The organism is Pseudoalteromonas sp. P1-7a, from assembly GCF_001401855.1.
In the GTDB taxonomy this organism is placed as follows: Bacteria; Pseudomonadota; Gammaproteobacteria; order Enterobacterales; family Alteromonadaceae; genus Pseudoalteromonas.
The window spans coordinates 149036-171429 of sequence record NZ_LKDU01000002.1 but is presented as its reverse complement, the minus strand read 5'-3'; the positions used below and the strand labels follow the sequence as shown (position 1 = coordinate 171429).

The 22394-nt window shown below is 39.8% G+C and carries 20 protein-coding genes and 1 tRNA gene; 5 read left to right on the top strand and 16 right to left on the bottom strand.

What is annotated here, in order from left to right; all coding sequences use genetic code 11:
* Window positions 1-50: 50 nt before the first annotated feature.
* From rpsO to AN389_RS02845, 7 genes are all read right to left on the bottom strand, one after another.
* A complete protein-coding gene (rpsO, locus tag AN389_RS02875; protein WP_004585888.1) occupies window positions 51-320 on the bottom strand; it encodes a 30S ribosomal protein S15 in 270 nt (89 codons plus the stop codon).
* Between the two features lie 109 nt (window positions 321-429).
* Window positions 430-1374 (bottom strand): tRNA pseudouridine(55) synthase TruB, encoded by a 945-nt coding sequence (gene truB / locus AN389_RS02870; protein WP_055013988.1) that lies wholly within the window; start codon window positions 1372-1374, stop codon window positions 430-432.
* Entirely contained in the window at window positions 1374-1781 is a 408-nt protein-coding gene (gene rbfA / locus AN389_RS02865) for a 30S ribosome-binding factor RbfA (RefSeq protein WP_004585886.1), read from the bottom strand. Before rbfA ends, truB begins: the two co-directional genes overlap by 1 nt.
* 109 nt (window positions 1782-1890) lie before the next feature.
* Window positions 1891-4548: a translation initiation factor IF-2 gene (infB, locus tag AN389_RS02860; RefSeq protein ID WP_055013989.1), complete on the bottom strand. Its 2658-nt coding sequence runs from the start codon at window positions 4546-4548 to the stop codon at window positions 1891-1893.
* Window positions 4549-4573: 25 nt separating this feature from the next.
* Window positions 4574-6073 carry a transcription termination factor NusA gene (nusA, locus tag AN389_RS02855; protein ID WP_055013990.1) on the bottom strand — a complete coding sequence of 500 codons (1500 nt, stop codon included), beginning with the start codon at window positions 6071-6073 and terminating at the stop codon, window positions 4574-4576.
* A gap of 38 nt (window positions 6074-6111) precedes the next feature.
* Window positions 6112-6567 carry a ribosome maturation factor RimP gene (gene rimP, locus AN389_RS02850; RefSeq protein WP_004585883.1) on the bottom strand — a complete coding sequence of 152 codons (456 nt, stop codon included), beginning with the start codon at window positions 6565-6567 and terminating at the stop codon, window positions 6112-6114.
* Window positions 6568-6848: 281 nt separating this feature from the next.
* A tRNA-Met gene (locus AN389_RS02845) sits at window positions 6849-6925 on the bottom strand.
* A 376-nt stretch (window positions 6926-7301) separates the two neighbouring features.
* Here AN389_RS02845 and AN389_RS02840 point away from each other — a divergent pair.
* Together AN389_RS02840 and AN389_RS02835 are read left to right on the top strand one after the other, a co-directional pair.
* A complete protein-coding gene (locus tag AN389_RS02840) occupies window positions 7302-7763 on the top strand; it encodes a globin (RefSeq protein ID WP_055013991.1) in 462 nt (153 codons plus the stop codon).
* Between the two features lie 83 nt (window positions 7764-7846).
* Complete coding sequence (locus tag AN389_RS02835) at window positions 7847-9403, top strand: cryptochrome/photolyase family protein (RefSeq protein ID WP_055017202.1); 1557 nt, start codon at window positions 7847-7849, stop codon at window positions 9401-9403.
* Between the two features lie 54 nt (window positions 9404-9457).
* On the opposite strand, the gene AN389_RS02830 is transcribed toward AN389_RS02835, so the two are convergent.
* The 9 genes from AN389_RS02830 to AN389_RS02790 form a co-directional block, all read right to left on the bottom strand.
* Window positions 9458-9904: an Hsp20 family protein gene (locus AN389_RS02830; RefSeq protein WP_055013993.1), complete on the bottom strand. Its 447-nt coding sequence runs from the start codon at window positions 9902-9904 to the stop codon at window positions 9458-9460.
* Between the two features lie 246 nt (window positions 9905-10150).
* On the bottom strand, window positions 10151-10681 hold the full coding sequence (locus AN389_RS02825; RefSeq protein ID WP_055017201.1) for a peroxiredoxin-like family protein: 531 nt from the start codon (window positions 10679-10681) through the stop codon (window positions 10151-10153).
* Between the two features lie 259 nt (window positions 10682-10940).
* A complete protein-coding gene (locus AN389_RS02820; protein ID WP_055013995.1) occupies window positions 10941-12335 on the bottom strand; it encodes a sigma-54 dependent transcriptional regulator in 1395 nt (464 codons plus the stop codon).
* A gap of 11 nt (window positions 12336-12346) precedes the next feature.
* Window positions 12347-12718 carry an Hpt domain-containing protein gene (locus tag AN389_RS02815; RefSeq protein WP_055013996.1) on the bottom strand — a complete coding sequence of 124 codons (372 nt, stop codon included), beginning with the start codon at window positions 12716-12718 and terminating at the stop codon, window positions 12347-12349.
* 100 nt (window positions 12719-12818) lie between these two features.
* Window positions 12819-13634, bottom strand: a complete 816-nt coding sequence (locus tag AN389_RS02810; protein WP_235575940.1) for a bifunctional diguanylate cyclase/phosphodiesterase — start codon at window positions 13632-13634, stop codon at window positions 12819-12821.
* A 289-nt stretch (window positions 13635-13923) separates the two neighbouring features.
* Window positions 13924-14214: a hypothetical protein gene (locus AN389_RS02805; protein WP_055013997.1), complete on the bottom strand. Its 291-nt coding sequence runs from the start codon at window positions 14212-14214 to the stop codon at window positions 13924-13926.
* Between the two features lie 481 nt (window positions 14215-14695).
* A complete protein-coding gene (locus AN389_RS02800; protein WP_055019211.1) occupies window positions 14696-17500 on the bottom strand; it encodes a PAS domain-containing hybrid sensor histidine kinase/response regulator in 2805 nt (934 codons plus the stop codon).
* A gap of 7 nt (window positions 17501-17507) precedes the next feature.
* A complete protein-coding gene (locus tag AN389_RS02795; protein ID WP_055013998.1) occupies window positions 17508-18104 on the bottom strand; it encodes an isochorismatase family cysteine hydrolase in 597 nt (198 codons plus the stop codon).
* A gap of 21 nt (window positions 18105-18125) precedes the next feature.
* Window positions 18126-19154 carry a response regulator gene (locus tag AN389_RS02790; protein WP_055013999.1) on the bottom strand — a complete coding sequence of 343 codons (1029 nt, stop codon included), beginning with the start codon at window positions 19152-19154 and terminating at the stop codon, window positions 18126-18128.
* A 263-nt stretch (window positions 19155-19417) separates the two neighbouring features.
* Between AN389_RS02790 and AN389_RS02785 the strand changes: the two genes are divergently transcribed.
* From AN389_RS02785 to AN389_RS20630, 3 genes are all read left to right on the top strand, one after another.
* The gene (locus AN389_RS02785; protein ID WP_004587283.1) at window positions 19418-19681 is read left to right on the top strand and encodes a GrxA family glutaredoxin; all 264 of its coding nucleotides are present in this window, start codon (window positions 19418-19420) and stop codon (window positions 19679-19681) included.
* Between the two features lie 162 nt (window positions 19682-19843).
* The gene (locus tag AN389_RS02780; protein ID WP_055017198.1) at window positions 19844-21646 is read left to right on the top strand and encodes a DEAD/DEAH box helicase; all 1803 of its coding nucleotides are present in this window, start codon (window positions 19844-19846) and stop codon (window positions 21644-21646) included.
* Window positions 21647-22033: 387 nt separating this feature from the next.
* Window positions 22034-22369 carry a hypothetical protein gene (locus AN389_RS20630; RefSeq protein ID WP_235575939.1) on the top strand — a complete coding sequence of 112 codons (336 nt, stop codon included), beginning with the start codon at window positions 22034-22036 and terminating at the stop codon, window positions 22367-22369.
* The last annotated feature ends 25 nt before the right edge of the window (window positions 22370-22394 follow it).

Genomic DNA, 22394 nt, shown 5'->3' with positions numbered 1-22394 from the left:
TTAGGCACAAAAAAAGGAGCTATAAAGCTCCTTTTCTCGTAATCTAGTTCTTAGCGACGTAGGCCAAGCTCTTGGATTAATGCAGTATAACGCGAGATATCTTTACCTTTAAGGTAATCAAGCAATTTACGGCGAGTACTTACTTTACGAAGCAGACCACGACGTGAGTGGAAGTCATGCTTGTGGTCAGCAAAGTGACCTTGAAGCTTGTTGATATCAAAAGTAAGTAAAGCTACTTGTACTTCAGGTGAACCAGTGTCGCCTTCAGCACGTGCAAATTTAGCAATGATATCGATTTTTTCTTGATTGCTTAGTGACATAATAACTCCAAAAGTTAAATTTAATAGGTGCTTTAGCCGATCACTAATTCAGCCAAAACGATTGAGCGGGCGTATTCTACCAACTATGAGGATAACTACAAGTGAAAGTTTACTCAGGTTGCTGATTAGATAAGCCGCGCTTTGATTTTAAATGCCCATCAGGGTTGCGCTCACCGGTCCCAATAAACATACCATCAGCTAAGACCTTAATGGCCCCTTCGGGTAAATCTGTGCCTAGTACTACGGCTTGGCCATGGCTGAACGCAACACCCTGCTCTTTACTAATTTCTACAACGGGTAAATCAACCAGCGCACTATCCATTGGCAATAGCAGTTCATCAAGGTATGTAGAAGGGGCAACCGCCTCTTCTTTAGCCTTCGCTAATAGAGTTTCAAGGTGCTCAAGCGAGACCATTTTGTCTTTAGGATAATGGCCAACCGCCGAGCGATGCAACATAATAACATGTGCGCCACAGCCTAGGTTTTCGCCTAAATCATCTACAATGGTACGGATGTATGTACCCTTAGATACATGCGCAGTCATTTGCACTTCATTGTTTGTTTCATCAAACTCATCAAGCGACAAACTAAACACGTTTATTTTTCGACATTTTCGCGGTACTTCAATGCCCTCACGCGCGTATTTATATAAAGGTTTACCTTCATATTTAAGTGCCGAGTACATTGATGGATACTGATCTGACTCGCCTAAAAACTTTTCAATTTCTGCAGCTAACTGTTCCGTGGTGACGTTTACATCGCGGGTTTCCACCACTTCGCCATCTGAATCAGAGGTAGTTGTTCGCTCCCCTAGTTTTGCTCTTACCACATAGGTTTTATCTGTATCGAGCAAAAATTGGGTAAATTTAGTCGCTTCACCAAAGCAAATAGGCAGCATGCCAGTGGCCAGTGGATCTAGCGCACCGGTATGACCTGCTTTTTGAGCAAAATAAATACCTTTAGCTTGCTGTAGGGCTTTGTTCGACGAAATGCCTTGAGGTTTGTTTAACAACAAAATACCATCAATCGGACGGCCTTTACTGCGTCTAGCCATTAGTCTTTAGTGCCTTCTTCGCTATCAGTTTCATCATCAACATGTTTAGCGTTATCTTCGCGTATAACCGAGTCCACTAAGTTAGAGATACGCATCCCTTCCATTAGTGAGTTATCTACTACAAACTTAAGCTCAGGCATTATACGAGCACGAATACGCTTACCCAGTAACGAGCGAATATAGCCCGTTGCTTCGTTAAGTATTTTTGCGCTTTCTTTTGCTTTGTTCTCATCTTCGGTATTAAATACCGTAATAAAAACTTTTGCGTAAGATAAATCGCGCGATACTTCTACCGCAGACACTGTCACCATGCCTAAGCGCGGATCTTTAATTTCGCGTTGTAAAATAACAGCAATTTCTTTTTGAATTTGCTGAGCAACACGATCAGTGCGAGAAAATTCTCTCATGATTGTTTTCCTAAAATCATAACTTACTGAATTAAAATAATAAGTTAATTAAATAATGGATACAGAAATGGGGGCAAAGCCCCCATTTACAATCTTAGCTTACGAGCAATTAAAGTGTACGTTGTACTTCAACTGTCTCAAATACTTCGATTTGGTCACCAACGCGCACGTCATTGTAGTTCTTAACACCGATACCACATTCCATGCCGTTACGTACTTCTTGAACGTCATCTTTAAAGCGACGTAGTGACTCAAGCTCACCTTCGTAAATAACCACGTTATCACGTAATACACGAATTGGTGCGCTGCGTTTAATAGTACCTTCAGTCACCATACAACCAGCAATTGCGCCAATTTTTGGAGACTTAAATACGTCACGCACTTCAGCAAGACCGATAATCTCTTGCTTAAACTCAGGCGCAAGCATACCCGACATGGCTTGCTTAACTTCTTCAATTAAGCTGTAGATAACACTGTAGTAACGTAAGTCTAAGTTTTCAGTATCAATCACTTTACGTGCAGATGCGTCAGCACGCACGTTGAAGCCAACTACGATTGCGTTAGATGCAGCAGCAAGTGTTGCATCAGTTTCAGTGATACCACCTACGCCAGAACCAACAATCTTCACTTTTACTTCATCAGTAGAAAGCTTAGTTAGTGAGTCTGAAATCGCTTCGATTGAACCTTGAACGTCTGCTTTAAGTACCACGTTAACTTCAGATACATCGCCTTCAGCCATGTTAGTAAACATGTTTTCAAGCTTCGCTTTTTGCTGACGAGCAAGTTTAACGTCGCGGAATTTACCTTGACGGTATAAAGCAACTTCACGCGCTTTACGCTCATCTTTAACAACAGTCGCTTCATCACCTGCTGCCGGAATACCTGATAGACCTAGAATCTCTACAGGAATAGAAGGACCCGCTGATTTAATGTCTTTACCGTTTTCGTCTTTCATTGCACGAACACGGCCGTATTCAAGGCCACACAGTACGATATCGCCTTGGTTAAGAGTACCGGATTGAACTAAGATAGAAGCAACTGGGCCGCGTCCTTTATCAAGACGAGATTCAATTACAACACCTGCTGCCATGCCTTCTGATGGAGCGCGAAGCTCTAAAAGCTCAGATTGCATAAGAACAGCTTCTAGTAAGTCATCAATACCTAAGCCTGTTTTAGCTGAGATATGAACGTACTGCGTATCACCGCCCCAATCTTCAGGAATAACGTCTAGCTGAGCTAGTTCGTTTTTAACGCGATCTGGGTCTGCGCCTTCTTTATCCATTTTGTTTACAGCGATGATTAAAGGAACGCCAGCTGCGCGAGCATGCTGTACCGCTTCTTTAGTCTGTGGCATTACACCATCGTCTGCTGCAACCACTAGGATTACAATATCTGTTGCTTTAGCACCACGTGCACGCATTGATGTAAACGCGGCGTGACCTGGTGTATCTAAGAAAGTGATCATGTTGCCGTTAGTTTCAACGTGGTATGCACCAATGTGCTGTGTAATACCACCGGCTTCGCCTGATGCAACTTTAGCAGAACGAATGTAATCAAGCGTTGATGTTTTACCATGGTCAACGTGACCCATTACAGTTACTACTGGTGCACGCGGCTCAGACTTACCATCTTCATGGCGGTCATTTAGTACTGTTTGCTCTAATTCGTTTTCTTTAACAATGATAACTTTGTGGCCCATTTCTTCAGCAACAAGTTGTGCTGTTTCTTGGTCAATTACCTGGTTAATGGTAACCATGTCACCCATTTTCATCATTGTTTTAACAACTTCAGCGCCTTTAACAGCCATGCGTGATGCAAGCTCTGCAACTGTAATTGTTTCGCTAATACGCACTTCGTTTTTAACATCTGCTGTTGGTTTTTGGAAACCGTGTTGTAGCGATGTAGGTGCTTTTAGCTTACCTTTACGGCCTTTACCACCTGCAAATTTATCTTTTGCTGGGGCTTTTTTCTTTTTCTTAGCACGGCGTGCGCCTTGCTCATCACGTGCATCGGCAACATCTTCTGCCTCACGTGCGTAAGTAGAAGTCGTAAGATGGTGATCCGCTGTTTCTTCGCGTTTCTTACGTTCTTCTTCCTCTTTCTTCCAGCGAGCTTCATTCTCTTCAGCTAGCTTTCTTGCCTCTTCTGCTTGACGTTTCGCTTCTTCTTCAGCTTTCTTCAATGCGGCCTCTTCTGCTTCTTTCTGCAGACGCTCAGCTTCGATGCGATCTTTCTCAGACTTAGCACTTTGCTCTGGGGTCATCTGCTGTTGTTTAGCCTTACGCTCTGCTTCTGCTTTGCGCTTAGCTTCTTCTTTGGCTTTACGATCAGCTTCTTCTTTTGCTTTACGTTCTGCCTCTTGTTTCGCTTTTAATTCTGCGGCTTCTTGTGCAGCTTTTTGCTGCTCTTCGATACGCGCTTTTTCTTCAGCGGCTAGACGCTGCTGCTCTTGTTCTTGCTCAATTGCGCTTTTTTTCACGTAAGTACGTGTTTTGCGAACTTCAACTTGAACAGCCTTTGCTTTACCTGTAGAGCCCGTAACACTTAATGTGCTTTTGCTCTTACGCTGTAAAGTCATGCGTGCTGGGCCTTCTGAACCAGTACCACCGTGCGATTTGCTTAAGTGATCTAGTAGCTGTGCTTTTTCAGCCTCAGTTACATTATCACCCGCTTTTTTAGTGATACCCGCTTGTGAAAATTGCTGAAGCAATTTATCAACAGTTGTACCTATATCGCCGGCTAGTTTTTCAACATTTACTTCTGCCATAGTGTGTAATACCTCCGTTAATAAATTACTCGTCTGCGAACCAACAAATATTACGTGCAGCCATAATTAGCTCACCTGCTTTTTCAGGTGAAAGCTCTGTAATATCTACTAATTCATCAATACCTTGCTCAGCTAAGTCTTCAAGTGTTACTACACCTTTACTTGCCATAACAAATGCTAGATGGCGTTCTAAACCCTCAAGCGCAAGTAGGTCTTCAGCCGGTTCTACACCTTCTAAGCTTTCTTCCGTTTTAAGTGCTTTTGTTGTTAATGCATCTTTAGCGCGTGAACGCAGCACATCAACTGTTTCTTCATCTAAGCCGTCGATTTCTAAAAACTCTGAAGCAGGCACATAGGCTACTTCTTCAAGTGTTGAGAAACCTTCGTTAATAAGTAATGATGCAAATTCATCATCAATATCTAAATTTTCAGTAAATAAGTTGATTAACTTATCTGACTCGGCTTCATTTTTAGCGCGCATGTCATCAACCGTCATTACGTTTAGTTCCCAACCAGTTAATTGGCTAGCTAAACGAACATTTTGACCATTACGACCAATTGCCTGTGCTAAGTTATCGGCTTCTACTGCGATATCCATTGAGTGAGTGTCTTCATCCATTACGATTGAAGCCACTTCTGCTGGTGCCATTGCATTAATTACAAATTGTGCCGGGTTGTCATCGTAAAGTACGATATCAACACGCTCGCCACCAAGTTCTGATGATACAGCTTGAACACGGGCACCACGCATACCAACACACGCACCTACTGGGTCAATACGCTTGTCATTTGATTTAACGGCAATTTTAGCGCGTGAACCCGGATCGCGTGCTGCAGCACGAAGCTCAATCATTTCTTCGCCAATCTCTGGCACCTCAATGCGGAATAATTCCATCAGCATTTCTGGTTTTGAACGCGTTACAAATAGCTGTGCGCCGCGTGCTTCAGGTTTAACTTCGTATAGAAGACCACGGATACGATCTCCTGGACGGAAGTTTTCACGTGGCAGCATATCGTCACGGTAAATAACCGCTTCGGCGTTGTTACCTAAATCAAGTACAATTGCATCACGTGTTGCTTTTTTAACGACACCTGTTACTAGCTCGCCTTCTTGATCTTTATACGCTTCTACAACTAAAGCGCGCTCAGCTTCACGTACTTTTTGTACGATAACTTGCTTTGCCATTTGTGTAGTTATGCGGTCGAATTTGATAGATTCAATCTGTTCTTCAACATAATCACCCAGTTGCAAGTCAGGTTCTTCAACTTGAGCTGCTTCTAATGTGATTTCGCTGTAAGGATTTTCTAATGAACCATCTTCTTGAATTTCTGCAATCTTCCAACGACGAAATGTATCGTAATCGCCAGTTTTGCGGTCGATAGATACGCGCACTTCAATTTCGCCATCGTGTTTTTTCTTTGTCGCTGTTGCTAGAGCGAACTCTAACGCTTCAAAAATCTTTTCTTTTGGAACCGCTTTCTCATTGGAAACGGCTTCAGCAACTAATAATATCTCTTTTGCCATGGGTAATGCCTCGCTTGCCCTATTCCTTCGCACTCGAATTAAAACTTTGCGATGATGTTCGCACGTTCGATATTGCTAAGCATGATTAAGTGCTCTTCGCCATCGCTTTTAAGTGTGATCATATCACTGCTAACTGCTACTAAGTCGCCTTTAAAATTACGGCGACCATCTTGTGGAAGCTTAGTACGCACGCGTACTTCCTCTCCTTGCGCCTTCTCGTAGTGATCTTGTTTGAATAATGGACGATCAACACCAGGAGACGATACTTCCAAATCATATTCGTTTGTAATTGGGTCTTCGACGTCTAAAATCGCACTAATTTGGCGACTCGCATCCGCACAGTTATCAACAGATATCCCATCCTCATGGTCAATGTAAACCCTTAAGGTAGAATGGCGGCCTGCTTGTACAAACTCAAGACCATGTAATTCAAAGCCTAACATTTCTACTGCAGGCGTTAGCATGGTTAATAAATCTTGCTCAAGTTTTGTCACGAAAATCCTCCATACAAACAAAAAAAGGGCTTATAGCCCTAAAATACTGAGTTTAAGTTTTGATTTAATGACAAGACAAAAAATCAATGGTGCAGATACAACAACGCCCCGAACCAAGCGGGGCGTCACACCAATAAAGCATAAAACTGTGTGGCCTTTGGCCAAGCTTGGCTGCGGGTCATTTTACTGACCTAATTAAACTACATTAGCTTAAACGCAAAACGCGCATTACATAGAATGCGCGATACAGAATTAGTAAGGTTATACCTAACTATAAAAATTGGTTGCGGGAGCCGGATTTGAACCGACGACCTTCGGGTTATGAGCCCGACGAGCTACCAGGCTGCTCCATCCCGCGCCAATAGATATCAAACCTAAAATTCAATATCGCTGTTAGTGGTTAATCAACCGCTAAACAATGGCGGCTATTATAAGGATATACGGGGTAATTAGCAACCATAATAACTAATAAGTTTGATAAAATCAGTGACCCCCCATTTTAAGCTTCGCTAGTATGTATTATGATTATGCAGATATTAAAATGGTAATTGTAACGTCACTAACATCTACGTAAAAAGCCGTATATTCATAAATAAAATGTCTAAAATTCATAAAAATGATACAAATTTATGCTTTTTACGTTTAGATTACGTGCGATATGTGAGCGACGCACTATACTAAAAGCTCTCCGATGTGGATAAAAATAAAAATTACAAAATTTAATGAGATTGCTAATGAATACTTATCAGCCACAGTTAATTAAAAGTTTGCATATAGTTAAGCCAAACTTTCATGCGTTTACAGCACGCTTTCATGCTAAGCTTGAAGAGTCAAATATAACAATGCAATACCCAAGTGCGGCCTACTTTAACGAAAAAAGTTATATACTGTATTGCGTCTTAGAACGCATAGTTAGGCATTTGAATAACCCATCATCTGTTGCCCCCTTTTTAGCCTTTCACTTGCAATATTTAAAAAAGAGGAATGTGACGCCAAGGGAAATATCACTACTTTGTGACGCCTTTTACGACACACTAAGCGAGCATCTAGGACGTTTTTTTACAGCACAAACGCAAGTTGCTTGGCAAAAAGCGCTTCGTTATTTTGAAAGCTTTGCTAATACAACATTGTTTAATAAAACAAATGTTATTTCGCTAGAACAAAAAATATCTCAACTTCGCGCAAATAAGGTTTAAAAGGCTCACTGATTTTTTGGTTATGAGCAGACTTTCTAGATCTGTGTTGTCGATTTTTACGTACAACTAAATTTAGGTGGTTTATGTCTCGTTTTAAGGTTTTGCGCCTGATATTAGGTGATCAACTCAATGCTTCACATTCGTGGTTTAAAGAAAAAAGCCCTGATACGCTTTATTTAATCGCCGAGTTAAATCAAGAAACCTGCTATGTTAAGCACCATGTGCAAAAGTTATGTGCTTTTTTTTATGCGATGGAGCGTTTTGCTACGGCTTTACAAAGCGCTAATTACAGCACACTTCACCTTACCCTTGATGATACCCACCAAGACAAAACCTTACCCGACTTGATTGCGCGAATAGCTAAACAGTACCAATGCAGTGAAATACATTATCAATACCCTGATGAATACAGGCTCAAAGCACAGCTGAGCAAGTTTAAGAAAGAATCACCTTTTACCGTTAAAGCCTATGACACTGAACATTTTTTGCTGCCATTTGAACGTATTAACGAACGATTTGAAAAAAACAAACATGTGACTATGGAGCACTTTTACCGTGCTATGCGCAAACAATACAATATTCTTATGGATGGGAGTAGCCCACAAGGAGGACAATGGAACTTTGATAGTAAAAACAGAAATAAATTTAAAAAAGCAGATTTGAACGCTATTCCCCCGCCAAAAGTATTTGATAACGATGTTAGCACTATCATTAGCAGACTTAAAAAACATAACGTAAATTACTTTGGTCAAATAAACCCTAAGCAGCTCCCGTGGCCGCTTACTCGCAACCAAGCAAAAACCTGTCTAGAGTATTTTTGCACCCACCTATTAAAAAGCTTTGGCCAGTTTCAAGATGCAATGACCGATCAAGTCGCCAATAACGCAAGCTTGTACCATAGCCGTTTATCGTTTGCTTTGAATGCAAAACTAATCCACCCGCTGTACGTTATTAAACGTGTAATTGACGAGTATAATGCTCACCCTGATACAATTTCGATTTCTCAAGTCGAGGGCTTTGTTAGGCAGATCCTAGGTTGGCGTGAGTACGTCCGCTGTATATATTGGGTAAACATGCCCGACTATGCACAAAAAAATCAATTACAGGCAAAGCAGTTGTTACCGAATTACTTTTGGGATGGTGATTTAAAAATGAATTGTTTAAGTCATGCTTTAACACAGAGCTTAGACACCGCCTATGCTCATCATATTCAACGGTTAATGATCATTGGGAACTTTTGCTTATTGACAGGCATTGACCCTAATGAGGTCGACCAGTGGTATTTAGGGGTTTATATTGATGCCATCGAATGGGTTGAAATGCCTAACACCCGTGGTATGAGCCAATTTGCAGATGAAGGTATTATTGCCACTAAACCCTATGCAGCCAGTGGTAATTACATTAATAAAATGAGTGATTACTGCAAAAACTGTCACTACGATGTTAAACAAAAAGTAGGTGATAAGGCGTGCCCTTACAATAGCTTATATTGGCAATTTATGGACAAACACCGCGCACTACTTGAAAAAAATCCACGCATCGGCATGGTATATAGAAACTGGGATAAACAAGCGCCTGAGCTCCAACAACAGACCTTAGACCAAGCGAATTATTATCTAACGCATATAAATGAGTTATAAAAAAAAAGCCGCCTAAGCTTAGGCGGCTACAATCAAAAAAATATAAACTAGCGATTACTTACCTTCAATTAGGTTGCTAGCGCCAATTTCAATTTTGCGAGGTTTAAGTGCTTCCGGAATTTCGCGCTCTAGGTCAATGCTGAGCAGACCGTTAGCTAAATCGGCACCAAGTACCTTTACATGATCCCCTAGTTGAAACTTACGCTCAAAGTTACGCTCTGCTATACCTTGATGAATAAACTTGCGTTCTGCATTTTCATCTTTATTTGGTTTAGTGCCTGCAACTTTTAAAGTGTTGTTCTCTGACTCAATGGTCAGTTCATTTTCACTAAAGCCAGCAACGGCCATAGTGATTCTGTATTTGTCTTTATCGAGCGCTTCAATGTTGTAAGGGGGAAAGCTAGGCTGCTTGTCTGTACGCGCTGCCGCATCCATTAAAGATGCTAAATGATCGAAGCCGATGAATGAACGATAAAGTGGTGATAAATCTACTGTACGCATAATAATATCCTCATATTTAAGCGATATAATGTTGTTACTTTTCGTTTGAACAAGTACAACACAATTAAATTAATAATATAAATTTCAATAACTTCTGTATTTTTTGGGACCCATCAGGCGTCCTCACTAAACTATTTATGGGCAGTAAAATAGTTTTCAAGTAATTTTATTAAAAAAAGTGAAAAAAAATGAAAAAGGCACAAAAATGTGCCCTCATCGTCTATTCAACAAATTACTCAGTACATGTTACTTAATAAAAGTACCGCGAATTGGGTAGTCGTTTTCGCGTGAAAATTTAATACCGCTTAGTAACTGCTTAAGGCTTGGGCGAACAAATGGACTATTTGATTTATCAAGCATTTGCACTTGGTTATCTTCGTTTAAAACAATAATGCAAGGCTCAGCAAAGGGGTGATCTGTTTCAGCATCACTACGCGGCTCGCTAATGTATAAGCCTAAATCTGTCATTTGCTCCATGGTCAAATTGTAATAAAGAGGGAAATTTACGTCTATTTTTTCAAGATGCTTTTTAAGCTGCGCTTCGCCATCGCCACTTACTGCTACAACTTCTACCCCTGCGTTGGCAAACTCGTCATGCATGGTTGCAAGCTCGTTGAGTTGCTCGGTACATTTAGGGCAATGCTGTCCTCTGTACACCACTATCATTTTCCAAGGTTTGTCGCTTACGCGGTCAACTAAATTCACGTTGTTGTTATCTAAATCACATACCACTAAAGGCTGCATTACACTTGCTGGCTGTAAATTAACGTTACTCATTGTGATCTCCTTTTACTATTAAACTTAGGGTGTAGTAATAGAGCTTAGGGTGTCTTTTTTTATTTCAACCAAGAAAATGTAACTGAAAACAAAATGGCAGGCGATTCGCTTTTATTAAGCAGCCTTGTTTAATGTGATTAAGAGAATTATAAGCTATGAGCAGAATAATAAAATGTTAGATAAAACAGGCACCTTGCTTTTTTTAAGCAGCAATTAGTACAGTATAAACCCCAAGCAGGTGTAAGGAAGAAGCGTGAAGCTAACTCCAGCCTTTTATTTTTCTGTAAATAGTCGAGGCGCTTACACCCAAATAGGCCGCAGCAAGTGGTATGTTATCATCGCATACCGCTATTGCCGACTCTATTGCTCTTTTTTCAACCTGCCAAAGGGGCTCTATGTCGTGCACGCCCATAAGTGAGTTAGTTTGTAATGGCTCTGAAGATTGAGATGGGCTAGTATTTTTGCTTGGAATAGCAGAATTAACACCGAATGAGCTTGGTAGCATATCTAGCTCAACAATTTCACCATCATTAATAACAACTATATTTTCTATAACATTTTGCAGCTCACGAATATTACCGGGCCAATCGTAGTTGCAAAAAAGATTTTCAACTTCTTTTGAAAAACGATGGAACAACTTAGCGTTACTTTCACTTTTTTGTTTTAAAATATGCTTTGCAAGCAACATAATATCGCCAGCTCGCTCACGCAGCGGTGGTAATTTTACAGGAATAACATTAAGTCTGTAGTATAAATCTTCCCTAAAACGCCCTTCAGCAACTTCAACTACGGGACTTCTATTTGTTGCGCACACTAGCCTAACATTACTGTGTAAAACCTCGCTACTGCCTACTCGATTAAACGCGCCTGTTTGCAAAAAACGTAATAGTTTAGCTTGCAAATTAAGCTCCATTTCACACAACTCATCTAAAAATAAAGTGCCACCATTTGCCACTTCTACAGCGCCTTTTCTATCACTTAACGCGCCGCTAAAAGCCCCTTTTACATGACCAAAAAACTCGGATTCAAATAGCTCTCCAGGAATAGCAGCACAGTTAATGGCTATAAACGGCCCTTCACTTCTTGGACTCGTGTCGTGTAACGTTTGCGCGCACACCTCCTTCCCTGTACCACTTTCACCAGTAATAAAAACACATGCTTTACTTCGTGCTGCACTATCTAAAAGCCTAAACACTGTTTGCATTGCGAGTGACTCACCAATAAATGCTGACGTGCTTGGTGCTTTTTGTTTTTGAACTTTAACAGCAGGAGTGGTTTTCTGTGAAAGCGCACTATCAACTGCGCTTACTAAGCGCTGCCCTGAAAACGGTTTCTCTAAAAAATCAAAGCCTCCTAAGCGCATTGCCTCAACAGCTACATCAATAGAGCTATTTGAGGTGATCATCACGACATTCGCTGGCTTTTCCTGTTTTTTTACAAACTGCAGCACCTCTAAGCCACTAATATCGGGTAAACAAACGTCCTGCACAATAACGTCGGGCATCGTGTCTTTTATAGCAACCAAGGCTGAATAACCATCGGTAAAGTGCCGGCATTCATGGCCAGCCTGCTCTAGTTGACTCGCGTATAGAGCCCCACTTGCAATGCTATCTTCAACAATATAAATCAGTGCTTTTTCTTGAGGATCGTTCATAGCAGAACCTTTTAAGTAATATTTTGTGCAATAACTTGATATGCAGCATGGGTTTTTTCTAGATTATGTTGAACGATTTGGGCAGCATGGATATTTTCTTCAATGGTAACTGGTGGGTAATCATGTAACTGGCTAGCTAGGGCTGCCAGAGTTAAAGCACCGTAAAGCGCGGCAGAATTTTTAAGTACGTGCATTATATCTTTAATATTATCTTCATCTTGCTCATCAATAGCTTGTTTAAGGCGAAGTCGCATTTCCTCTAATTCAGTAATAAATAAATTTACCAGCCTTACTAAAGTGAGTGAGCCAACATCTTGCTCTAATTGCGCTAGCACATGTGCTTGAGTAATGGTGTTGTCTATATGTTCTTCTGGTATTGGCATATCAGGCCTTTATTTATTATTGTAATGTAATGCTTCACTAGGTTTATACTTTTAGAGTAAGTCGTTTTTCGCATTTTGCAAATTGAAACATTCAGTTAAGTTACATTTTTACCCAAGTCGCCGTATTATTAGCTAAACTACTTGGCCTGCCGAGTAAGTAACCCTGCGCGACATCACACCCTAGCTGCTCTAATATCTGTAATTGCTCACGATGTTCAATTCCCTCAGCAATGGTTTCAAGGCCTAACCTTTGCGCCATAGCGATAATTGCGCTGCACAACGTAAAGTCCTCATTGTTAGTTGTAATACCGCTTATAAAACTACGGTCTATTTTTAGCCCATCAATATTAAACTGCCGTAAAAGCCCCAGCGAAGCATAGCCCGTACCAAAATCGTCTAGCCAAATTTTCACCCCTTCTTTGTGAAAATGCTCAAATGTTTTGGCTATACGTTGAGGACTTTTGATTAACGCTGTTTCTGTTAATTCTACTTTTATGGCCGCTGGATCTATCTGATATTTATCGAGTAAAGTCATTACTTTAGAGAACACATTCCCTTCAATAATTTGTATAGGTGAAATGTTTAGTGAAATAGTTATATCGTCCATACCTATCTTTCTCATTTCGCTTAAGTCACTCAGTGTTTGCTTGAAAATCCAATCCCCCAAATCTAAAATCATGCCTGATTGCTCCACATGCGGTATAAATTCGTCGGGGCCAACCGCACCATAGCGTGAAGATTCGCAACGTACTAAAGACTCAAAGCCAACTAGTTGACCACTAGTTAAAGACACAAGAGGCTGATAAACCATATTAAAGCAATGGTTTTTCATAGCATGCGTCATAATTTGCTCTAGTTCGTGCCAGCGTGCAATGTTGACCGTATTGGTAGGCTCTAAGCTTTTAAACGCATTCATAAATTTCTCCACAAATAAAGGCAAAACATAAACTTGTTATACATTAGCAATATACAGACCAAAAATACGTATAAAAGAATAAATAAAGTCTATACTTTCAATGGGTTAAATTTATCTATTTAGCTTGAAATCATCTGGAGGGATATTTGCATTTTGCAAATCACACTGACACGCAAGTTGAGGAAAAACACGTAAAAAATGTCGTTTTGCGTTTATAGAGCAGCATAAAATAAAAAGGCTGACCTAATTACTTAGAGTCAGCCAAAAAATACTAAAGGGGAAGTATTGTTTAATTGTTTAAACCTTGCGAGCCTGATTGCTCAGCTTGCTCATTGATGTTTTGGGCGTAATTTAATGAAGCACTTTCAATAGTGGCATTGTCTAACTCACTATTACTAAATTTATTCGTAAACATCTCAGTATTGCCTTCGTTAACAGGCTCAATAGTAACTGTGCCTCTCAGTGCCGTTGCACCCACAATAACCGCTGCAACAATAATAATAGACAGCACCATTAACTCAGGAGTAAGAACAAAAGACATTTTTTTTGGTTGCTGTTTAACTTTAGTATTAGTTTGCATAATAGACACCTTAAAATCATATGACGATATAATAAATTTGTAACTGCGATTATTTCGCTTTACTTGATGTCTATGTAGCGAAAGCCATGCCACATTAAATTAAATGAGGATAAAAAATTTAAGTCTTTATAAATCAATAATTAAAATAATATGTTTAATAGAAGAAGATAAAAACTCGCTGAGTAACCAATTGCATTATGAAATTCAATTTCATTTTGATTTGCAAAATGCAAACCAATTTAAAAATAATTCAAAAGGAGCAGGTATGGATTAGTTTTATAACCAAAAGAAACTAGTATTAAGGTACCAATTAGTCGTTTAGTTAACAGCTTAAGGTTTAGTAAAATAAAAAAATTAATTCATAGTACATTTTAAAACACGTCTTCTACCTTCAAAAAATCATTAACTTTAAATATCGATGTAAGGCCTTATTTGGTCATATTTAGCTTTGGTTTAAGCTGTAATACAACGGTGTTACTTTTTACTTTAATAATGACCAAATTTCATTAATACGCTCTAGCTTAGAGTGTTTAACGTCATCAAGTTTTGGTAAGTATTGATTCAAAAGCAGATTAAGTTTTCTGCTAATTATTGGTTTTGCTAAATAGTCATTCATCCCTGCCTTAATAAAACGCTCTTTATCGCCATGAATAGCATTTGCTGTTAGCGCTATAATAGGTGTAACGATAGATAATTCTCTGATTTTTTTAGTCGCAGAAATACCGTCTAAAATTGGCATTTGTATGTCCATAAATATTAGATCTATTGTTTGAGTTTTAACTTTTTCAACTGCCTCTAGTCCGTTGCTAGCTATTTTTACTAAACACCCTTGCTGCTCTAAAAATTGCTGAATGACTATTTGATTATTTTTATTGTCTTCAACAACAAGTACATGTGTACCTTTAAATGGTTGAGCCTTTATTGTGTTTGTATTTTTCGAAATTTCTTTTTTATTAGTAAAAATAATATTAAGGTGAAAAAGCGCTTCCTCAAGTGCAACAATTGCTCTAGGGAGGTGAGAAGGTTTAAAGGGGCCATTTAGTCTAAGCATGCCATCGCTTGGTACCTCTTCCTTTTGGCTCTTACCTAATAAATCTATCAGTAATAGGCACGGCTCATTTAAACGCGGGTGATTTTTTAAAAATTGTTGCGCTGCCTCTAAATCACGCTTGTTAGTTGTAACAATAGCGTCAGGTGTTGCAATAGAGCTTAACTTCGATAGGCTTTGAACACGTGAGTAATCAATAGAATGGCGGGTAAGCATATGCTCTATCGCTGTGTTTAGGGGGGAGTTTTTACTGAACACACAAACATTAGGTTTTTTCGCTCTAGCAGAAAACCCTTCCCTTTGCACTTGCCCGCTTGTGTCTATGAGTAACGGGTAAGTAACAATAAACTCACTCCCTACACCAAACTGGGAATTGACAGTAATATCACCCCCTGCAGCATCACATATTTGCTTACATATGGCTAACCCTAAACCACTACCGCCATATTCTCGTGTAATAGAATTATCAGATTGAATAAAGGGCTTAAACATACTGTCGAGTTTGTTTTGAGCAATTCCTATACCAGTGTCTTTGAAGCTAAGCTGCAACGTAAATTTATTGTTTTTAAATTCGGCACACTGGGCAGTGACGATGAGTGCCCCTTTTTGGGTAAACTTAATAGCATTCGAGAGTAAGTTTATAGCTATTTGCCTTATACGACCATGATCGCCAATCACCTGAACCGGAACATCAGGGTGCAGATCAAAAATGAGCTCAAGCCCTTTTTGTACAGCGCTTTCGCTCACTATATCAATAGCTTCTTCTAAACAAGTGTCGAGACTAAATGGCTGATTATCAATCGAAATTGCTTGTGCTTCAAAACGCGAGTATGTCAATACATCGTCTAATATGCTTAATAACGCATCTGAGCTTGTTTTAATCATCTGAGTGTAACGTTTTTGCTCAGTCGTAAGCCCTGTGTCATGCAAAATATCAGCACACCCAATCACCGCATTTAAAGGTGTACGTATTTCATGACTAATATTTGCCATAAATCGACTTTTAGACTCTGCCAACGACTCTGCCTGATGCTTAGCTTCTAAGAGTATTTGTTCAGCTATCACACGCTCTTGAATATCCACAACGGTAGCGGCTATAGACGTTAAGTGTGTACCGTTAAATGAAGTAATTGGTGTAAGGGTCATTTCAACCCAGTTTGGCTCGTTTAGTGCGTTAGTGAATCTAATATCCAAGCGCTTTACTTCTCGGCTGCCATCTGTATAGCTGGCGAGAGCCGTATTTAACTTTTCAACATCCTCACACATTATAAAATTAGCAATGGGCAAACCAAGGTGTTTATTCATGTCAGTTTGAAAGAAATCTTGCCACGCTTTATTCATAAACAATAAACAGCCCTGCGCGTCTAACCGCAATACAATATCAGGAATATTATCGACCACAGAATGGTAGTTATATTCTATTTCGGCCATTGCTTGTTCAGCTTTTACACGCTGGGTAATGTTCGTTTCTATGGCTATAAAATGCTTAACTCTTCCATCGTCGTCTTTTACCGGAGTGGCATCAATAGCCACCCAGTATTCGTTTTGATACTTATCATAATTGACTGTTTCAATTTGAAATGGCTCGGCATTTTTTATCGCTCTAGCCATTAATTGGCGTGATTCTGAGCTGGTTTTTGGTCCTTGCAATAGCTTACCGGGGCTAAGCCCGATGACTTCCTCACATTTATAGCTGGTCAGTATTTCAAAGCTTTTATTAACCCACTCTATTTTACCGAAACGATCGGTAATTATGACTAAATTATTAGTATGGCTTGCCACTAAAGAGAGTCGCTTGGCATACACTTGTTGCTCGGTGAGCAGGTATTGGTAATCTTTGTGGCGTTGTATATCATGTAAAGAGCCAATAAAACCGCCGTTATCGTCACACGCTATGCGCATTTCGAACCAATTACTTAGCCCATCATTGTTTTTAACCTGCAGCTCTATGCTTGCGCTAAATGACTCATCAAAAATAGACTCAATATATGCCGACAGCTTTAATCTGTCTTTAATTTCTAATAAAGAGGTAATTTTTTTACCTATAAGCATGGCCGGTGTAAACCCTAGCTTATTGAGCCACGCTTCGTTGACGTAACTAAAAACTAAATGCTTATCGCATTCAAATACACACTCATCAAGCAAAGCAAGTAGTTTAGTTTGCCTGCGAGTGTTTGCTGAAAGTTGCTCAATTAACGCATAGTGGACTTGTACTTGTAGCTCATCTTTTTCTTCCATTTTCGCCTCATTCATTTACTAACTCGGCATGGCTGCACACCTTGGCATAGAGTGGAAAAACGTCTTCACAGTAAAATGTTTGCTCAAATGGCGTTCTACTTGATGTGCAGTCATTAAGCACCGTCACGTTAAAACCTAGCTCCACAGCTGAACGTGCAGTCGAATCAATACAAATAGAGGTCACCGTGCCAGCCAAAACAATATCGGTTATTCCGTTGTTATTGAGTACATTCGCAAGCTCTGTATGAGTAAAGGCATTGAGCCCTCGTTTACCTGGAATTTGCACAATACGTTCGCCATATTTATCGAACTCTTTAATGCCTTGCGCCCCGTAAGAGTTTGCTTTAAAAGCACCGACTTCGGCAATGACTTTTAAAATACCAATGGGGTTTTTAAGCTCGCTGTAATCTTGTGTAAAGTGAATGGGTGTACTAAGCACTAAAGCGAATTTGTCTATGTATTTGTCTAACAGCGCTAAGGTGTTATTTACCACACCGGTTACCCGCGATGACTCTTCAACAACTTGATATAAAATGCCATCAGGTGAAAAATAGTCGTTTTGAAAGCCTATAAGTAGCAAAGCTGTTTTTGATAAATCGTTCATAGCGTTCTCCTAAGTAGAGTTTTAGGCAGCTTGCCAAGGCTTTATAAACTCTTCTAATACCGCTTTTGTAACTGGTTTTTGAAGATAGTGAGTCGCCCCTTTTTCAAAAAGCTGCGCAATTTGCTGCTCTTCAGTAATGCCCGTTAAAATGACTTTTGGTGTATTGTCGTTTGGGGTATTTTGCTTAATGAGTTGCTGGGCTACATCACTGCCAAACATTCCCGGCATACGCTCATCTAACAGCAGTAAATCGAAAGGTTCTTGCTGGGCAATGAGTAAGGCACTTGAGCCATTTTCTGCGCACGTCACGGCGCACCCGAGCATTTCAAGCATAACTTTGGTAGCAACTTGACTTGGCAAGCTATCATCAGCAACCAGGACTGATAATTTATTGTGAGTATTAAGGTTATTTATCGCGTGCACTAAATCAGTATCAAAAAAAGGCCACGCTAATACCGGCTGTGACATAACCTGTTGGTCTTGTAACTCACTGAGCGCATCAAATGCACAAATTTTTATGCTTTGTGACTCGTCATTATTTAAAAGGTGGTTAGCGAGCGCTTCTGCAGATAAGTGACGTGCATCTTCGATATTTAAAACATTATCGTTGCTGCCCTCGGCGAGTTTTAAACCAAAGTTTTGTGCACTTGAATTAGCTAAGTAGTGAATGCTTTGGTGTAAATCTGGGTTACTACTTGATGCATTGACCCACTCCTTACCTGTATCGACAGATAATATTGGCTCACGGGTTGCTAGCAAACCATGGATGTCAATGGTGTGCATTTCAGGGTTAGAGTCTACCCAGTAATTTAAATTAACCCCCTGTAAATTAGCCTCTACTGTTAGCACAAAATTGCTTTTAGCGGCTTTTAACGAAGGCAAAATAAACGCCTCACATTGTATAATCATCTGCTCAGGGGCAATCTGTAAACAAATATAATTACACTGTAATTTGTTGATGAGAGTAATTGGCACATTGGTGTTATTTGTTTTGCAAAAGCGTGCAATTACCCCTTGGATAATTTCTAGTACATGGCTGTTATTACTCATCATCATTCCTAACAGGTTGGCTATGCACTTAAATATCAATTTATATGCCACCTGCTTGCCATTACTAATACGATGAATTTATTAGGTTTAAAAACTACTTAACTTAAAGGCAATCGAGTTTTTTGCAAATTGCAATTCAAAATGCATGGCAAATGAAAAATTAAGCGACTTTACATAAAAACGGAACTTACCAATCGATTTTTTGCGCTTTAAATTATTTATTAATCGTTTAATATGAACCTAAATTTATTGAGGAGAGTATTATGCTTACTGTAATTTTTGGCCGCGAGGGCTGCCCTTTTTGTGTACGTGCTAAAGACGTAGCCGAGCAACTATCTAATGAGCGTGATGATTTTAAATTTCGTTATATCGATATCATCAAAGAAGGTATTAGCAAAGCTGATTTAGAAAAGTCTGCAGGTAAACCCTGTCCAACTGTGCCGCAAATTTTTGTAGATCAAACACACATTGGTGGATTTACTGAATTTGAAGCCTACGCTAAAGAAAACCTAGGGCTATACAAATAACCCTATGTATATAGCTTGTTAACCAGTTTAAAAAATCAAAAACTTAAACTGGTTAAATTTCGACCAACATCAATCACATACAAATTAGTTGTAATTTATACAAGCAATTGCCTCGTATTTCCTATACAATGCGCGCCTCTTTAAATTCGTTGAGGCGTATTAATGTCAGAACCAGTCACGTTTGAATCTCTAAATCTTTCTCCTGCAATTTTAAAGGCAGTTGAAGAGTTGGGTTACAAGACACCATCTGAAATCCAAGCTCAATGTATACCGTTATTGCTAGAAAGAAAGGACGTACTGGGACTAGCACAAACGGGTACAGGTAAAACAGCAGCATTTGCACTGCCGTTACTAAACAATATTGACCCGTCTGTGAAACAGCCACAGATCCTTGTACTCACACCAACCCGTGAGCTTGCGATCCAAGTTGCTGAGGCATTTGAACAATATGCAAAAGGTACTCGTGGTGTAGAAGTATTAGCACTATACGGTGGCCAAAGCTACAGCATTCAATTAAGCGCACTTCGTCGTGGCGCACAAATTATTGTTGCTACTCCAGGTCGATTAATCGATCACATTAACCGTGGCACTATCAAGTTTGATGCTTTACAAGCACTAGTACTTGATGAAGCCGATGAAATGTTACGTATGGGCTTTATCGATGATGTAGAAAGCATCATGGAAAAAACGCCACGTGAAAAGCAAACATGTCTTTTCTCAGCAACCATGCCTAAGCAAATTCAAAACATCAGCAGTAAATATATGAATAACCCTGAACAGGTTCATATTTCTGCTAGAAACTCAACGACATCATCTGTTGAGCAAGTGTTTTGGAATGCTCACGTACATAAAAACAAAGCCATTGTTCGTTTCTTAGAAGCAGAGCAATACGAAGGCGCTATTGTTTTTGTACGTACACGTAACGACACAGTGCAACTTGCTGAGTTATTAGAGCGCGAAGGTTTCTCTGCAGCTCCACTTAATGGTGACATGAACCAGCAAGCACGTGAGCGCACGGTTGACCGTTTAAAAAGCGGAATGATCAACATCGTTATTGCAACAGATGTAGCAGCACGTGGTCTGGATGTTGACCGTTTAAGCTTAGTTATCAACTACGATATTCCGCAAGACTCAGAAGCTTACGTTCACCGTATTGGCCGTACAGGTCGTGCTGGGCGTACTGGTAAAGCGATTTTATTTGTTAAGCATAACGAACGTTACTTGCTTAAAAATATTATTCGCCATACTAAATCTGAAATTGCACAAGTTGAACTACCTACAGCTAAAGTAGTTGAAGAAAAGCGTATTAATGCGTTAAAAGAAAAGCTTACGCTTGCTCTTGAAAACAAAGACATTACGTTCTTCAATGAAGTAGCTGCTAGCATGGCGCAAAAACTAGACTTATCTTTAGAAGACTTAGCAGGTGCGTTACTGTGTTTAGCACAGCAACAGTCACCAATTAAAGTTGAAGAAGTGAAGGTTCAACCTCGTAACGAGCGTAATTCACGTAACGAGCGTGGCGATCGTGGTCGCCGTGGTGACCGTCCTGAGCGTAAACCTCGCGAGCGTAACAGCCGCGATGCAGGCCCTATGGATACTTACCGTATCGAAGTGGGTCGTGAGCACGGTGTACAGGTTAAAAACATTGTAGGCGCGATTGCTAACGAAGCGGACATCTCAAGCAAGTTTATTGGTGACATTCGTCTACACGACAGTCACAGTACGGTACAATTGCCGCAAAACATGCCTAAAGATGTACTTGATCACTTCCAAAAAGTGTTTATTTGTAAACGCCCAATGGGTATGACACTAACAAAAGATCAAGGCCCAGCTGAGCCACGTGGTGAGCGCGCTGAGCGTCCAAGTGGCGACAGAAAGCGCAACTTTAACAAAGACAACCAACGCGGTGATAAGCGTGGTGGTCCTCGTAAAGAACGTCGTCCAGTGAGCTTCACATCTAACTAAGCGTTATAGCTTATGTTATAAAAAACCTTGTCACGAAAGTGCCAAGGTTTTTTTGTTTTAAAGCCACTGCTTTAGTAAAAAATAAAAGTTCTGTAAACTAAGAAAAAACTATAATTCACGGATGAATTTACATTGAAAAAATATTATGACAACTTGCTCTTTGCAGCAATAATTGGCTTCCCAATTCTGAATATTGCCACGCTTATACTAATGGATTTTACCGATCCACCATTTATTGAAAATAAAATTTATGAGGCTATTTTTTATATAGCGCTTCCTATTTTTTGCGGGGCATTATTTATCTATCTCCATGTACTTGTAATCAAAAAATATAGACGTTGCAATAAATACAGGGAGCATCTTAAAGGTAGCTTTTCAGATACAAAAATGAAGTTATCATTAATCTTCACCTACCCAATACTCCCTTTGTTAATCTATGCAACTTTCTATTTTTTACTTTCTGCCCCCATTGAGTTATGGGCTTACTACACGCAAGGCGACTATTGGTATAAGGAATATATCCTCACTGATGTACAAGAGTGTGGGTCTGATTATGAAGATAGTTGTACTCGCTTATACTTTAAAGACCCTACTACTAACAAAACGCACGACTTTAGATGGTACGACGATAAGCCTACAATAATGAATAACAAAAACGATTACGTGTATATTGTTGGTGAGGCGAGTTTATTTGGCTATATAGTGAGAGAATTAGAAAGGTAATTAACACTACTTTTTACATTACTGA

Coding starts and splice junctions, on each gene's coding strand:
- rpsO (WP_004585888.1), bottom strand. CDS start 320: ATGTCACTAAGCAATCAAGAAAAAATCGATATCATTGCTAAATTTGCA.
- truB (WP_055013988.1), bottom strand. CDS start 1,374: ATGGCTAGACGCAGTAAAGGCCGTCCGATTGATGGTATTTTGTTGTTA.
- rbfA (WP_004585886.1), bottom strand. CDS start 1,781: ATGAGAGAATTTTCTCGCACTGATCGTGTTGCTCAGCAAATTCAAAAA.
- infB (WP_055013989.1), bottom strand. CDS start 4,548: ATGGCAGAAGTAAATGTTGAAAAACTAGCCGGCGATATAGGTACAACT.
- nusA (WP_055013990.1), bottom strand. CDS start 6,073: ATGGCAAAAGAGATATTATTAGTTGCTGAAGCCGTTTCCAATGAGAAA.
- AN389_RS02840 (WP_055013991.1), top strand. CDS start 7,302: ATGAATACTTATCAGCCACAGTTAATTAAAAGTTTGCATATAGTTAAG.
- AN389_RS02835 (WP_055017202.1), top strand. CDS start 7,847: ATGTCTCGTTTTAAGGTTTTGCGCCTGATATTAGGTGATCAACTCAAT.
- AN389_RS02830 (WP_055013993.1), bottom strand. CDS start 9,904: ATGCGTACAGTAGATTTATCACCACTTTATCGTTCATTCATCGGCTTC.
- AN389_RS02825 (WP_055017201.1), bottom strand. CDS start 10,681: ATGAGTAACGTTAATTTACAGCCAGCAAGTGTAATGCAGCCTTTAGTG.
- AN389_RS02820 (WP_055013995.1), bottom strand. CDS start 12,335: ATGAACGATCCTCAAGAAAAAGCACTGATTTATATTGTTGAAGATAGC.
- AN389_RS02815 (WP_055013996.1), bottom strand. CDS start 12,718: ATGCCAATACCAGAAGAACATATAGACAACACCATTACTCAAGCACAT.
- AN389_RS02810 (WP_235575940.1), bottom strand. CDS start 13,634: ATGAATGCGTTTAAAAGCTTAGAGCCTACCAATACGGTCAACATTGCA.
- AN389_RS02805 (WP_055013997.1), bottom strand. CDS start 14,214: ATGCAAACTAATACTAAAGTTAAACAGCAACCAAAAAAAATGTCTTTT.
- AN389_RS02800 (WP_055019211.1), bottom strand. CDS start 17,500: ATGGAAGAAAAAGATGAGCTACAAGTACAAGTCCACTATGCGTTAATT.
- AN389_RS02795 (WP_055013998.1), bottom strand. CDS start 18,104: ATGAACGATTTATCAAAAACAGCTTTGCTACTTATAGGCTTTCAAAAC.
- AN389_RS02790 (WP_055013999.1), bottom strand. CDS start 19,154: ATGAGTAATAACAGCCATGTACTAGAAATTATCCAAGGGGTAATTGCA.
- AN389_RS02785 (WP_004587283.1), top strand. CDS start 19,418: ATGCTTACTGTAATTTTTGGCCGCGAGGGCTGCCCTTTTTGTGTACGT.
- AN389_RS02780 (WP_055017198.1), top strand. CDS start 19,844: ATGTCAGAACCAGTCACGTTTGAATCTCTAAATCTTTCTCCTGCAATT.
- AN389_RS20630 (WP_235575939.1), top strand. CDS start 22,034: ATGAAGTTATCATTAATCTTCACCTACCCAATACTCCCTTTGTTAATC.